The organism is Paenibacillus sp. FSL F4-0236, assembly GCF_038000135.1.
Classification (GTDB): domain Bacteria; phylum Bacillota; class Bacilli; order Paenibacillales; family Paenibacillaceae; genus Paenibacillus_AQ.
On record NZ_JBBOBK010000001.1, the window covers coordinates 3,058,329 to 3,072,205 of the forward strand.

Here is a 13,877-nt window from a genome sequence, read left to right on the forward strand (position 1 = left end):
GCATTACAGTCACCATATATGGTACAGCCATGCAATACCCCTATTGGCTCTTTTATTTCAAATCTTTTAATGCATTTTGCAACTCTTTACGCTGCGATGCTGCTTTTAACAAATCATAAGTATCGTTGTATTTCGTTGTTTTAATATCAATGCCACCTTTAGGAATCGGTACTGATGCTTTAACGGATACTGCGTATGCAGATTGCGTATACAACTCACCCGGTTCATTGGTAAGCATATAGTCCATAAGCTTCTTCGCAGCCTCTGTATTAGGTCCACCCTTAACAATGGATAAGGCTCCAACTTCATAACCTGCTGCTTCTGGAACAACACTAACAATTGGGTTGCCTTGGTATTTAATCTTCAATTGATCGCCCAGGAAAGTCACACCAATTGTATACTCCCCTTTAGCAGCTTTCTGAATGGGCTCAATGCCAGACTTAGGTCTTTCCTTAAGGTTAGGCAGCAACTGTTTGATATAGTTCAACATCTCATCATCACCCCATACTTGGGCTAAAGAAGCTACTGCTGTATATGCTGTACCCGATGTTGCTGGATCCGACATACCAATTTCACCTTTGAATTTAGGATCAAGCAAATCCTTAAAAGTTTCAGGGTATGGATCACTACCATATTTCTCTTTCCAGCGTTCTTCATTAATACCTATAGCGATTGGATTTAGATAAAACCCTGTCCAGAAGCCATCTTTGTCTTTCATATTGTCAGCGATGTCAGAAGCATTCGGAGAAGCATAAGCTTCCAATGAACCTGCCTCTTTCAGTACTTGGTGCGAATCCGCTGGCCCTCCCATCAGAAAGTCGGCTTGTGGATTCGACATTTCATTCTGTACACGTGATACCGCTTCTCCACTTGGCAAACGTAGGATGTCATAGTCAATTCCGGTTTCAGCTTTGAATTTATCCAGAATTTTACGAGCCTCTTCCTCTTGAAAAATGGAATATACGGTGATTTTTTTCATTTCTTTACCGCCAAATACTCCTGATTTATACATGAAGAACCCCGCTACCAACACAACTACTATGACTGACAATAAAATGACTGACTTACTGTTTTTTTTCTTTCTCGCCATAGACTAAACCATCCCTTCAAGATCAGTATGAGGCATTATTTAGTTTGAAATAGACTCTTTGATTGGTCTCATCCAGAAGGTCATAGACCACGAAGTAAGCGCCGTTATAACGATCCACATGGATCCAGTGCTTTTTCACTCGATAATCATTCGTGAGCTGAATGACAAAGTGAGCATCGGGTGTACGTTGTAAGTCATCAAAATGGCTGAAATCGATAATACGCTCTGCTGCACGAATCTGCGATATCAACGCCTTCCTCTCAACCTGAGTGAGAGCTGTAAGTACTCCCTGCTGTAGTGTGAACACATCATTAATCTTGTTTTCCACAGCAGATCCAATACTCGACGTTGTTAACATCTTATCGATGAGTGTACTTTGCAGCTTGCGGATAGTTGCACTTACATTAAGCGAATTAACTGACTCTGCACCGAAGTGAAACGCATTCGTTTCCACTTGAAAAGGAATATCTTCTTGATCCAGATAGGCCATCGTTCCCGACAACAGAAGTCTCGGAACCAACTGTTGTGGACGCTGTATTCCTGATGATAACAACCCGGAAAAAGTAGATCTCAATTTCAGCAATTCCTTCGGATCCTCAATGGAAATCGTCCCTAGGCCTGGATATGTAATATCCACGCGCATCGGAACGCCTGCAATCCGGTCAAGCTGATCCTCCTGTCGAGGTACAACATGTACTTCATCAAGAGGTATTCGAAAAGTGTAAGCGCACATGCCGATTAGCAGACTGCCTATGATGACTTGTAACAAGATGAGGCGAAACCATGAAAGCCCTTTCTTATCCTCTGGCACTTACTTTAACCTCCTCATATATCAGAAAAATTTTAAATTTGTATCAGTTTTGTAACAGCGCTTACATTTGTTATGTTAAGGGGAATCTCAGCTGAATCTCTGTCCCCTTCTTCTCCGAGCTAGTAATGACGATACTCCCTCCTTGAAGTTCCATAAACTGTTTACATAGAGGTAATCCTAACCCATGTGATTCGTTTGAAATAATACGATCCTGTTTCTCTGCCGAGGGTAGAAATAATATACTTTGCAATTGTTGTGATATCCCTCTCCCGTTATCTATGATACGAACCAGCCCACAGTCCCCATGCTCCGTTAACTCGATATAGAGATTTGTACATTCACTATGCTTAATAGCGTTATCAATCACGTTAAATAGAACTTGCTGAGTTCTCTTGGGATCTAAATTCACTTCACAAGATGAGATCTTTAGCGTGGTAACAATCGCGGATTTTTGAAGGGTCGGCTCTAAGATACGTAGACTATCCATAATGACAGCCCCTAAATCAGTACACTCCAGCTTGATACGCCAAGCCTCATCACCAATCAGTGAGGTCTGTAACAAATCCTCAACCATATTTAACAACCGAGTACTCTCTTTACGGATATAGGTATTACATTCCTGTATATCATCCTTCTTATTCATTCTTTCAATTAAATCCGAAAACCCGATAATCGAAGTTAATGGTGTTTTTAATTCATGAGTTATGTTGTCGTAGAAAGCTTTCTGCTTTCCCTGTTCATACTTTAACATTTTGATATGATGTTGCAGCGCATCCGACATATGATTGAAATCCTTGGCTAATTCTCCTACCTCATCCTGACTACTCGCCTGTATCTTTCTGCTAAAATCGCCAATGGATACAAGCTTAAGCGCCTGCTGCAAGGCATGTAGAGGCCTCACCAACAAAGATGAGAATGAATAGCTGACCATAAGCGAAAAAATTAAACATCCTACAGCTGCAGCGATGAACCATGTGCGCATCTGGTTTAATGTCTGCAAATTCTCATGGAGGTCCAATAAATATCGAAATCCACCCACAATTTCTCCTTCATACCAGAAGGGAACTGAGTAAATTAGATATTGTGTACCTTCACCTGCAGTTATGACTGTGGCAGCATTACCAGTAAGCGCTTTCTTAATATCGTTACGTTTAAGTAAGTTTTCTTTATCGCTGCTGCTCCCAACAATCGTCTCATCTAGTGCGAATAGTTGTACTTGAAAATTGCTGTTTGACGCCAAATGCGACGCAATAAAGGGGGCGTACTTACCTGAAAATAATTGTTCTATATTAATTTTCTGATCACTGACAATCTTCAATGCCTCAATACGATGCAAGCCAAAATACTGACTTAACGTCTGAGTATCCCGTTTAATCATACTTTGGTTAAGCGTATAATTAACGATAAAAAACATCGCTGTGAGCAGCATAACAATCGTAACGGCATGCTGAATAAACATTTTATTTCGCAGCCCCATCTTCTATACCTCCAGCTTATAGCCTGTCCCATGTATAGTGGCGATCAGATGCTCGTTGGGTTTCATTTTCTCCCGAAGACGGTTTACCACCATGTCCACGGATCTTGTATGCCCATAATAATCATAACCCCAGACCTGATCAAGCAAGTCTTCGCGTGTGAAAACTTTCTTAGGATGTGCACATAAGAGCCACATGAAGTCAAACTCTTTACTAGTTGTCTTAAGCCATTGTTCCCCTATCTTACAAGTACGTCCATTCTTATCAATTTCAATAGGTCCAATCTTGATCACTTCAGGAGGCGCCACCATCTTCATTCGTCTCATAACTGCCTTAATGCGCTCGATAAGTTCCCTTGTCTCAAAAGGTTTCGTTAGATAATCGTCTGCTCCCAACTGAAAGCCAAGGATTTTATCATTCATTTCATTCTTAGCGGTGAGCACGATTACCGGGACTGACTTATACTGTTGTTGAAGCATTTGAAGAAGCTCGAACCCGGAACGGTCAGGTAACATAAGATCTAACAGTATTAAATCGGCAGACCATGTTCCAAGTTCATCCCACGCCTTAGTCACCGTTCCTACAGCTTTCGTCTGATACCCTTCCACCTCTAAGCTCAATTTTAGCAGCATTTGAATGCTGGGATCGTCTTCAATAATTAAAATATTCATATGTAGCCCTCTTTTCCTTAGATGCTATTTTACACTGAACTTTCATATTTTTAGTTACCCTCTTATAATAGCGGATATCGTTCAATACGAAAACGCTTTCCAAATATCTACAATTAAAAATACAAATCAAATAATTGACTATAAACTTACATTTTATGTCTCTGTATAGTAAGTAAAATCCACAAAAAAACTCCCACATAATGGGAGTTTTACGGATTTAGGATTTTGTAGAACGGACTATACCACTCGAAAATCCCTTAATCGAGCGATTGCGCTCATGATTGCTCATCTCTGTTTTTCTCCATAAATTCTTCCTTCGTCAATCCGAACAATATCAAATCATAATATCTTCCATTCGTGTAAATGACTTTCCGCCGCACGCCCTCTTGCACGCATCCGACTTTCTTTAACATCCCTATAGAACCTTCATTACCTTCAAGCGCACATTCATTGAATTTATTTAGCCGTCGCTCGAAAAAAGCATATTTTAAGAGGATGGTTATAGCTCTCGTTCCATACCCTTTACCTCGATGATCTTTATCCACCTGCACACCTATACTGAACGTACCATTTTTCTCGTCAATGCTATTGAGATTTACGCCGCCAACATTTTCACCATGCAAATCTTCGATCGTAAACATTAGTCTATCGGATGAGAATTCAGCGTAAGTCTCCGCAAAATTTTTGGCTTCGGCAATGGTGGGTGGTAGTTCAACTGCACATTGTAAGAGTCGCCGCGCTGGAGTATCGAATCGGTTCGTATAATAACCTTCCCAATCCCCTTCTTGTATTGAACGCAATCTAATTTGGTCATCTTTCCAGTAATAATTGCTATAATCTATCTCTCTCATTTTCTAGCCTCCAAATAATATTGGGATTGTTTTTTTATAATAAACATTACTTTATAAGCATGTAGTAAGATATAACCATTAAACGTGACTATGAAAAACACTTTGGAAAAGAGGCATACTTATGAGTGATTACCAATTGGTAAGTGATTATAAGCATATCGAAAAATATAAAGAAAGCTTTAATGCCTTAGCTAAATCGATCTTCGGGATTGATTTCTCGCCATGGTATGAACAAGGAGGCTGGAGTGACAAGTATATTTGTTATTCCTACATCGATAGGGACCATGTGATCGCAAATGCGTCCATAAACAAAATGACGATTCTCATAAATCAAAAAGAGTATAACGCCATTCAAATTGGCACTGTAATGACACATCCTGATTATCGCATGCAAGGATTATCCAGGAAATTAATAGATCATATTATCGCGAAATACGAACATGAATATGACTTCATTTACTTATTTGCAAACGACAGTGCTTTGGACTTTTATCCTAAATTCGGATTTGAACGTATGCAAGAAAGCAGCTTTTCGATTAACGCTTCTAATCTTAGAAATCAAACGTCTAAAATCTTCTCTGTGCGTCCCTTATCTATGAATAATTCCGTTGATTTCACCATGATAAAAAAATTCGCTGAAGAAAAAGTAGCGGTGTCCTCTATACTCAGCGTTGTAAACAATGAACATCAGCTGCTGTTTTATTTTATCCTTCCTTTCCATGATTCTTTTTACTATATTGAAGAAGCTGACGTCGTAGTGATCTTTAGACATGAGGAGCATCAGCTTCATATTTTTGATATTATCAGTACTAAAAGTATAGATATTAACGCGATATTGAATAGCATTATTTCTCCTGAAACGGAGGTTATACATTTTTATTTCACACCAGATTATGCCATAGATCACATAGAGTCAGCATTAATTCCCCAGAGTGAGGATACGTTATTTGTACGTCCATTTTTAAAAGAACTACCTAAACATTTCATGTTTCCCATAACCTCACATGCCTAGATAGAATGAAGAAGGCTGCCATCCGGCAGCCTTTTTTTTATTTGCTCTTTCATTCCTTCAGAGCTTCATTTCATACCAGATTTATTCATTAAACAAGTGGAGCTTGAATCAATGTTGCGAAATTAAATCGATGGACATGACCATCATTTAATGTAGTTTGGCCAGATACAAAATGTACGTGCTTGCCATTTCCGACTGAAATAGCAGGGCCTGTTCTTATCTTTTTCAGATTATGAAAGTGGTTCAAGAAATCAGTTCTACTAAGATCAATTTCATGAATATGGCTATTCCCTACTCGAATCGCCTGCCCCGTAACACCTGCAAAGCGATGGTTATGTCGATCTGCACCTTCTTCAGCCAATTTCGTACTACCTTCAAATTCATGTACATGTTTCTGCGCATATTGAGAATATAATGTTTTCTTCTTTAGAGTAGCTTTTTTCTTTACCATCTGTTGTGAACCTCCCTATAAACATGAACTTCACAACATTCTATTAAGAAAACACATTTTAAGTTCTAGGCAGGTGTCTAAGTAACCATTATGATTTGTTTGCTAATCCATTACAGGAATATACATGCTCTGTATCTCTTGTACTCCAGGAACAAATCCTAGATTTGTATAAACAGACTCCGCGTCATTACCTTCCATGACATATAATCTAAGGAGAGGATACTTATCTTTAAGGAGACTTAGTCCTCTTTTCATCATCAGTGTCGCTAACCCTTTGCCTCTATAACTGGGCATTACACCAATACTATAAACCGCTGCGTAATCGTCTTGTAAACCCAAGAGACAATTCGCAATTAACTGTCCCGATTTCCTATCATACACAAGCGTTGACGCGGTAAGTAATGCTTCATTAGTATAATTCGGTTCTTCACTTGGAATAAAATCTTCATAAGAGAATTTTTTTCTTCTAGTCGCCTCGAGACTTCCATTAAAGCTTGCATAGCTACATTCGGCGATCTGATCTTCCAGAATAAAGCGTTTAGCTCCTTTTCCATCATCTTCGATCTGTGGACTTTCAATTCTAAATTCTTCGTTCCATTCCACCTCGAAATGATCTGTAGGACGCTGCATCCAGCGACATCTGAACTCATCAGGCCAAAATCCTGCCCGCGCAAATAAATGAACTTGATCCGGTAGAACCTCGAAGGTTTTTATAGGCTCCGTTCGGTCAGACCAATATATCAAAAGCTTTTTTAGAAGTTTAAGCACCACAAATGTATCGTTAAACGGTGGAATAACAAATAAATGATAGATCCGATTAGGTGACATCCTTACACCACCTATTTTAGACTCCCCTTGATAGATCCAAAAAGCATTCTTTTGGGCAGAATTGAACCCATCTTCTCTAAAAAAGCCAATATATTGAATATTATAATAAATGGAGCAATACACTCCCCACTCTTTCGAATCAGCCTTACGAATTGAATAATCATTACTTAACTCATACGATATTTCATCCTCAGACCATCCCATTAATTGCATGTACAATTCCTCCTCGCTGCTACTTCACCTTCTATTTTCTATAGTATCACTTCTTAAAGTAAATGATTGGTAATAAACACTTATAATGATTATTTACTAAACTACAGCAAGTGTAATTGCATCTGGAAGTCCAATATATAAGGAGAAACCTTATAATTAAAAAAAACTGCCTATTGGCAGTCTTCTTTTTAATAAATTCTAGAGCATAGCCAAATGGCGGTTCCCACAGCGAAAATACCTGCTAACGTTACAAATAGGACATACCCTCTTTTTGTTCTAGTAACCGTGTGATTATCATAAAATTCAGGTTTTCGTACGATTCCAAACCATAGATCCGCGATTAAATTCACGACCACTAGAGAGAAATTTTTTATTACCCCCACGTCATCACTCCTTTTCAACTTTAGCTAGCCAAGTTTATTATTAATTTCACTTAGTGACTCATTCATTTCGTCCATTTTCTTGATCATCGCATATTGATTGCTAATCATCATGATTAAACCAATAAAGAACAAAATCACAAGAAGTAAACTCATACTGCACTTCCTTTCAGTAGCTGAATTCATTCACTCTGGACATTCAAGCTCCGAGCAAATCCTGACCTCCATGACGGGTACAGTGGACTCCATTCGTAATCCATTCGAGCTTTCGTATTGGAGGCTCCGCGTTCCCATCCTGCTCTGCCTTCTTGAACATTAGGAGCAGGAGCACCTATGGTATCTGAATAAGTTGATAACCAATCCAATCCATTAGCAGGCTCGTCGTCTACGATGTTCACAGGGCCTGAAGGCCAGTTCAGAGCAAGCACCGCTGCGTTAGCTGCATCCTCCACATGTAGGAATGATACAACTGCATCTGTCGCTGACATTCGTTCTTGACGAATTTCCTCTGCCATATAGCCATTAGTGTCAAACCATGTTCCTTGGCCGTACAACATTCCATACCGCAAGATCACATGATTGGGGATCTCGGCAACTGCTTTCTCTAGTGAGTATATACCTTCAATCGTTCTTCTCCGAGGCTCTAAAGCCTTAAGATCTAAAGGAGTTTCCTCCGTAGCTGGCACATCTCCAGCTTCATAAGCCCATGAAATACTTTGTGCAATGATTTGTTCCACGCCAGCTGCAAGGGATGCATCCACAATATTTCGTGTTCCTTCTATTCTTATCCTGGAATTATCTGAGAAATTCCGCTGACTTAGTGAAGTTAGCTGATGGATAACCACTTCTGGCTGTGCTTTGTGAATGGACGCAAATATGGCCTCTCGATCGAAGACATCCGCGATTACTGCCTGTGCTCCACACTTCTCAATAAATGCTCTATTTTCTTCCTTATGGGTCATTCCGACAACCTCATGCCCCGCTTCTAATAACTTAGGTAGCAATAGCCGTCCAATCACGCCCGCTGCACCGGCTACAAATATCTTCATCTAAGCCCTCCTTAAGAACAGCCTCTAAGTATAAAGATTGCTAGTTACTTCTCAAAATCCCAATTATAATTTGGATTATTATCCATATCATACCACATGTATAATAAAGACTGCACCTCACAGCTTATCGCTAGGAGGTGCAGTCTTTAATGGATTGTTTATAGTAAAAGTAGGTCGATTAACATTTTAAATTTTATCTCGGTTGTAAACTTCAGCCGTTCGGTCTGCTCTGTTAGCCATCGAATTACCTAGTCGAGTGTCTTCGTTATAGACGCCTTCGTAACGCTGCGCATTTAGTGAGCGATTGTCTCGGAACACATCATGCGCTTGATACCCTCGTCCATTATCCTCAACTAGCACAAGGATCTTGCCACTTTCAACGTATCCTTCGTACTCTTTTGCCTCATCCTCAGGAATGCCAAGACCGATCAAGCCACCAACTAAGCCACCTGCACCTGCACCCACGGCTACACCTGTTAACGTTGCCACAATAGGTCCCGCTGCCAGAATAGGACCAATCCCCGGAATTGCGAGCGCTCCGATACCTGCTAGCAGTCCGGTAACACCACCCAATACGCCGCCTGTAGCTGCACCTGTTGCAACACCCTCGGGCGCTTTTGTGCCTGTATCATCCGAAATATGTCTTAGCTCATCGCGATCACGTGTGATTACTGATATTTCATCATTACTAAACCCTTGATTGTGAAGTCCTTCAATTGCTCTGGTTGCTTCTTGTTCTGTATCAAAGATACCTACGATTTTTTTAGTCACTTGAAGCCCTCCTTAGTAATTGTCTTCGCTAGTTAATTACCCTGTAAGCTGAAGACAAAACATCTAATTAAAATTTCAAGTGCACGAAGGAGCCTATTATTTCTTGGGACGTGTTCGATTGGTCGGAATTGCTTGTAAGGGGTCGTCTGGCCAATAGTGCTTCGGATAACGTCCTTTTAGATCCTTTTTAACCTCAAAATAAGTACCACGCCAAAAGCTTGCAAGGTCAGAAGTCACCTGCATCGGCCTTCTTGCCGGTGACAAAAGATGAAGTAAAACAGGTACCTTTCCCCCACCAATTCTAGGGGTGTCTATCTGTCCAAACATCTCTTGTAATCGTACCGCCAGTACGGGAGCAGCTGGATTAGCATAGTCCACGGGCACACGCGAACCACTAGGAACTGTTATATGTGTCGGCGCTTCCTGTTCAAGAAGCTGTCGCTGATTCCAGTCCAGCAACCCCTCAAGCGCACGGGATAACGGGATTCGCTGAAGGTCGCGCAAGTTACGCATACCGTGAATGTAAGGTAATAGCCATTCATCAAGCGTCTCAATCAATGCTTCATCAGAGACATCCGGCCAATCTGAACGTAAGGCGTGCATAAACATTAGCCGCTCACGAAGCTGCAGAGGTCCCTTTTCCCACGGTAAGATATCAATCCCATCCTCTGCGATTACACTTAGCAGTACTTTCGCTGTTTCTTCTGCGGAGGGTCTTTCATGTGACGTTTCTTTTAAGACAAGAGCGCCAAGCATCGTTCGGCGGCGTTTCTTCACACTTCCACTTTCTTTATCCCAATGCACGTCAGAATCCTCTGTGATGTGATCTATATGATATTTAAGCAGTTGTCCTTCTTCAAGCTCAGCTGCCAGCAAGATTGCACCTTGTGTGGCTCGATCGTCAACAGACGCAGCCACAATATAAGCGGATCGTGCCAGCGGTTGCCCTTCCCGCATGGCCACGCCACGACCGGCAGAGAGCAGAAACGCGCCATCACCGCGTTTCTGCCCGATACGGTCGGGATAGGCGAACGACAGAAGCAGCCCGCAGAGGCTGATGTCGTTCACGGTCCCGCCCGGCGCTGCTTGCAGCTGCGCCAGGAAATTGCGGCTCTCGCGCACCACCGCGCGCAGAGCCGCAGGGTCCGCTCCGCCCGTATCGGCGGAGCGTTCGAACCGGAGCAGCGCCTCTACGCGGAGCGTGAGGTCGCAATCTAGTGCCGCGGGACCCTTGAACAGGTCCCGCTCTTGCAGCAACGCCGCCAGCCGGCAGGCGAGCGGTGCTGCGTTAAGCTCTGCCGCGCGCAGCAGCATATGCGCGGCTCGCGGGTGCGCGCCAAGCGCGGCCATGCTGCGGCCGTGCGGCGTGATGGCGCCGCCGGCGTCCAGCGCGCCGAGCTGGCACAGCAGCGCGGTGCCCTGCGCATAAGGCGCAGCGGGCGGCGTGTCAAGCCAAGCTAGCGCGGCAGGATCGCGCACGCCCCACAGCGCCAGCTCCAAAGCGAGCTGCGCAAGATCCGTCTCCATAATCTCCGGCACATTGTCATCCGGAAGGCGATTATGCTCCTCCTGACTCCACAGCCTGTAGCATACGCCCGGAGCTGTCCGCCCGGCCCGTCCTCGCCGCTGATCGGCAGAGGCTTTCGATACCGGAACCGTCGTAAGACTTGGCATTCCCGTACGCGGAGAGAAAATCTGCGTACGACGCAGCCCTGTATCAATTACCGTTCGCACACCTTCGATCGTCAAGCTTGTCTCCGCAATGGAGGTCGCTAGTACGACTTTACGTTCGTCGTTTATGGATGGAGCCACTGCATCATCCTGCATAGCCTGAGGTAATTGTCCGTATAAAGGACGAAGCACTATCCCGTCAGGCAGTTTTCCATGTTCCAACTCATTTTGGGTTCTACGAATCTCCCGTTCACCCGGCAAGAATACAAGTACATCTCCCGGCTGTTCAGCAAGCGCATGTCTCACTGCGGCTGTGGCCGATTTTTCAATCGGAAGATTCCCTGTAGTTGGGGTATAAATAGTTTCCACCGGATAGGTTCGTCCCGGACAATCAACTACTGGCGCATCGCCCAGCATAACCGAGACCCGTTCACTATCCAGTGTTGCTGACATAATCAGAATCCGAAGATCATCACGCAGCACTGCCTGCGCTTCCAGCGCCAGAGCAAGTCCCAGATCCGCATGTAGACTACGCTCATGGAACTCATCAAAAATAATCAGCCCCACATCCCCTAGCGATGGATCACTCTGAAGCATCCTCGTTAAGACACCTTCAGTCACTACAACAATTCGTGTATTCTTGCCTACCTTAGTGTCGTTCCGCATCCGATAACCTACCGTCTGTCCAACACTTTCTCCAAGATTGGACGCCATGTAAGTTGCAGCTGATCTAGCGGCAAGTCTTCTAGGCTCAAGCATAAGAATGCTTTTACCAGCCATCCATGGCTCGTCCAGAAATGCCGGAGGCGTTCCAGTTGTTTTGCCCGCACCGGGTTCTGCGATCAGAACAGCTGCCCGTGTTGAGCGAAGTATGTGTTTCAGGTCTGGAAGCACCTGTATAATTGGAAGCTGTTTCATTATATCTCTCCATCGTTTGTAATAATATGTTATGATTTCCTTTGATGTGGTCTAAACCCTATTCATCATGTGCGAAAAAACTTCAAAGATCAAGACAATCTGTACTTACCATTTCAAGTATAACTTTCTTATATTATAAAAAAGGAGACTTTCTAAAATGCTCGTAACTAAAGCCACTATTTCAGATTTATCTATACTCAGCAAGATCGATAGCATGGTCATTGGCAGCGAAATTCGAAAACCTAAAATTGAACAATATATTCTAAATGAGCAATGTGTTGTAGCATCGATTAACAGTGAGCCTGTCGGTTTTGCTTGTTACGATACCACTTTTTTCGAATGCTGTTTTATTCAGCTCGTAATTGTGAATCCCAATTTCAGACGTCTTGGCATTGCCGGTGCACTTATTCGTTACATTGAAGAACACTCTCCAACCCCCAAGCTGTTTACTTCCACCAATGAATCCAATACGATCATGCAGCAAGTGTGTCTTTCTCTAGGATTTGTAAGAAGCGGAATCATTGAGAATTTAGACGATGGTGATCCAGAATGGGTATATTTCAAGCAAGTAAAATGACACTTGTGAAACGAAGCACGCAAAAAGGCAGCTCTTTCGTCTCTTTATGGACTAAGAGCTGCCTTTATTTTACACTATTTATCCTCATGTCCATACAACAGGACCCTAATAAGCGTTATTCTTCTTCCCTAATTATCTGTTCATGTATTTGAACACTGTATTGCATAAAAGCAGGATTACTATCTAAGCCTCGTTCACGCAGAAGCTCTTGCAGACGCAGCCTTTTCAAAGACAATTTTGCCCGGATTGCCTTGCCTTCACTAGTTTCAGTGCCTCCGCTATTGTGGCAGGCAGCAAGCAGCCCTTCGAGGGTAACACATTCTGCACGCAAAGATACTTCCTCGGGCACCAGCCCGGAATTCTTCATAATTTTGAAAGACATGCGTAATTCTTCGGGCACGCCCGATAAATCCTCAAGCTCCAGTGGCTTGCCATGCCCAGGTAAATCTCCAAATTCCCCATTACGCATAGATTCCTGAATCCGCTGCTCAACCAGCCAGGACATCATCCCCATATACGCAGCCTCCTTCACCAATACCACTACTATGATCTATCCCGCCTAAGCAAAAGTATGGTAAGCAGAATTGCGTCTATTTTAGCATAAATAACTGTAGATTTACATCAAACTGCCGCAATGCATTCTTATAAAAGGCGATCCTTCTCCGTTCTATGAATCTTCCTCGTCATCGCAGATCGTTTGGACTAAGGAGCCCTTATTTCGCAATTTCAGGCTATTTTGCTACACTATCGGACTCAGTTGCACCTATTCACGCAAATACACCCTATTTTTAATAGAAATTGTGGAAATAAGAGCTATGCAGTCCGAAAAGTCTGCGCATCCTCATATTCGCCTCCGCAGATCGCTCAGGACTCAAGAGTCCCCATTCCGCAAATTCAATTCATTCTGCTACACCATCATTCTCTGCTCCCTGTCCGCAACATATTACAGACGCCTAACCAAACCGTACAATAGTTTTTTTTCATGCGAACAATTGTTATACTCGTTCTAATAAGCCTCAACTCAACAAGAAAAATGCCTGACGTCGTCCTTGGAGGTAGAGTTACAAGCTGAGTACATCCGTAATTCCATACTCGTATCCATATACACC

General features: G+C 42.8%; 14 protein-coding genes. 2 read left to right on the forward strand and 12 right to left on the reverse strand.

Annotated elements, in window-relative coordinates:
• Window positions 1–52: 52 nt before the first annotated feature.
• The 5 genes from NSQ29_RS13870 to NSQ29_RS13890 form a co-directional block, all read right to left on the reverse strand.
• Window positions 53–1,090 (reverse strand): ABC transporter substrate-binding protein, encoded by a 1,038-nt coding sequence (locus NSQ29_RS13870; protein WP_341125361.1) that lies wholly within the window; start codon window positions 1,088–1,090, stop codon window positions 53–55.
• 22 nt (window positions 1,091–1,112) lie between these two features.
• Window positions 1,113–1,901, reverse strand: coding sequence for a DUF3919 family protein (locus NSQ29_RS13875; protein ID WP_341125362.1), 789 nt, complete (start codon window positions 1,899–1,901; stop codon window positions 1,113–1,115).
• A gap of 70 nt (window positions 1,902–1,971) precedes the next feature.
• Window positions 1,972–3,378, reverse strand: a complete 1,407-nt coding sequence (locus tag NSQ29_RS13880; protein ID WP_341125363.1) for a sensor histidine kinase — start codon at window positions 3,376–3,378, stop codon at window positions 1,972–1,974.
• Between the two features lie 3 nt (window positions 3,379–3,381).
• Window positions 3,382–4,047, reverse strand: a complete 666-nt coding sequence (locus tag NSQ29_RS13885) for a response regulator transcription factor (RefSeq protein WP_076286423.1) — start codon at window positions 4,045–4,047, stop codon at window positions 3,382–3,384.
• Window positions 4,048–4,322: 275 nt separating this feature from the next.
• A complete protein-coding gene (locus NSQ29_RS13890; RefSeq protein WP_341125364.1) occupies window positions 4,323–4,898 on the reverse strand; it encodes a GNAT family N-acetyltransferase in 576 nt (191 codons plus the stop codon).
• A gap of 121 nt (window positions 4,899–5,019) precedes the next feature.
• On the opposite strand from NSQ29_RS13890, the gene NSQ29_RS13895 reads away from it, so the two are divergent.
• The gene (locus tag NSQ29_RS13895) at window positions 5,020–5,910 is read left to right on the forward strand and encodes a GNAT family N-acetyltransferase (protein WP_341125365.1); all 891 of its coding nucleotides are present in this window, start codon (window positions 5,020–5,022) and stop codon (window positions 5,908–5,910) included.
• 88 nt (window positions 5,911–5,998) lie between these two features.
• On the opposite strand, the gene NSQ29_RS13900 is transcribed toward NSQ29_RS13895, so the two are convergent.
• The 6 genes from NSQ29_RS13900 to hrpB all read right to left on the reverse strand — a co-directional run bounded on the left by NSQ29_RS13900 (window position 5,999) and on the right by hrpB (window position 12,191).
• Window positions 5,999–6,361, reverse strand: a complete 363-nt coding sequence (locus tag NSQ29_RS13900) for a YmaF family protein (protein WP_339270920.1) — start codon at window positions 6,359–6,361, stop codon at window positions 5,999–6,001.
• Window positions 6,362–6,463: 102 nt separating this feature from the next.
• Window positions 6,464–7,402 carry a GNAT family N-acetyltransferase gene (locus tag NSQ29_RS13905; RefSeq protein WP_341125366.1) on the reverse strand — a complete coding sequence of 313 codons (939 nt, stop codon included), beginning with the start codon at window positions 7,400–7,402 and terminating at the stop codon, window positions 6,464–6,466.
• Between the two features lie 407 nt (window positions 7,403–7,809).
• The gene (locus NSQ29_RS13910) at window positions 7,810–7,938 is read right to left on the reverse strand and encodes a hypothetical protein (protein WP_256716254.1); all 129 of its coding nucleotides are present in this window, start codon (window positions 7,936–7,938) and stop codon (window positions 7,810–7,812) included.
• 26 nt (window positions 7,939–7,964) lie between these two features.
• Window positions 7,965–8,831, reverse strand: a complete 867-nt coding sequence (locus NSQ29_RS13915) for an NAD-dependent epimerase/dehydratase family protein (RefSeq protein ID WP_341125367.1) — start codon at window positions 8,829–8,831, stop codon at window positions 7,965–7,967.
• 186 nt (window positions 8,832–9,017) lie between these two features.
• Window positions 9,018–9,602: a general stress protein gene (locus NSQ29_RS13920; RefSeq protein ID WP_042187728.1), complete on the reverse strand. Its 585-nt coding sequence runs from the start codon at window positions 9,600–9,602 to the stop codon at window positions 9,018–9,020.
• Between the two features lie 96 nt (window positions 9,603–9,698).
• Entirely contained in the window at window positions 9,699–12,191 is a 2,493-nt protein-coding gene (gene hrpB, locus NSQ29_RS13925; protein ID WP_341125368.1) for an ATP-dependent helicase HrpB, read from the reverse strand.
• Between the two features lie 157 nt (window positions 12,192–12,348).
• Here hrpB and NSQ29_RS13930 point away from each other — a divergent pair, with 157 nt between their 5' ends.
• Window positions 12,349–12,768: a GNAT family N-acetyltransferase gene (locus NSQ29_RS13930; RefSeq protein WP_076298882.1), complete on the forward strand. Its 420-nt coding sequence runs from the start codon at window positions 12,349–12,351 to the stop codon at window positions 12,766–12,768.
• Window positions 12,769–12,883: 115 nt separating this feature from the next.
• Here the strand turns inward: NSQ29_RS13930 and NSQ29_RS13935 are convergent, their stop codons facing one another.
• Window positions 12,884–13,282 (reverse strand): DnaJ family domain-containing protein, encoded by a 399-nt coding sequence (locus NSQ29_RS13935; protein ID WP_076298881.1) that lies wholly within the window; start codon window positions 13,280–13,282, stop codon window positions 12,884–12,886.
• Between the last annotated feature and the right edge of the window lie 595 nt (window positions 13,283–13,877).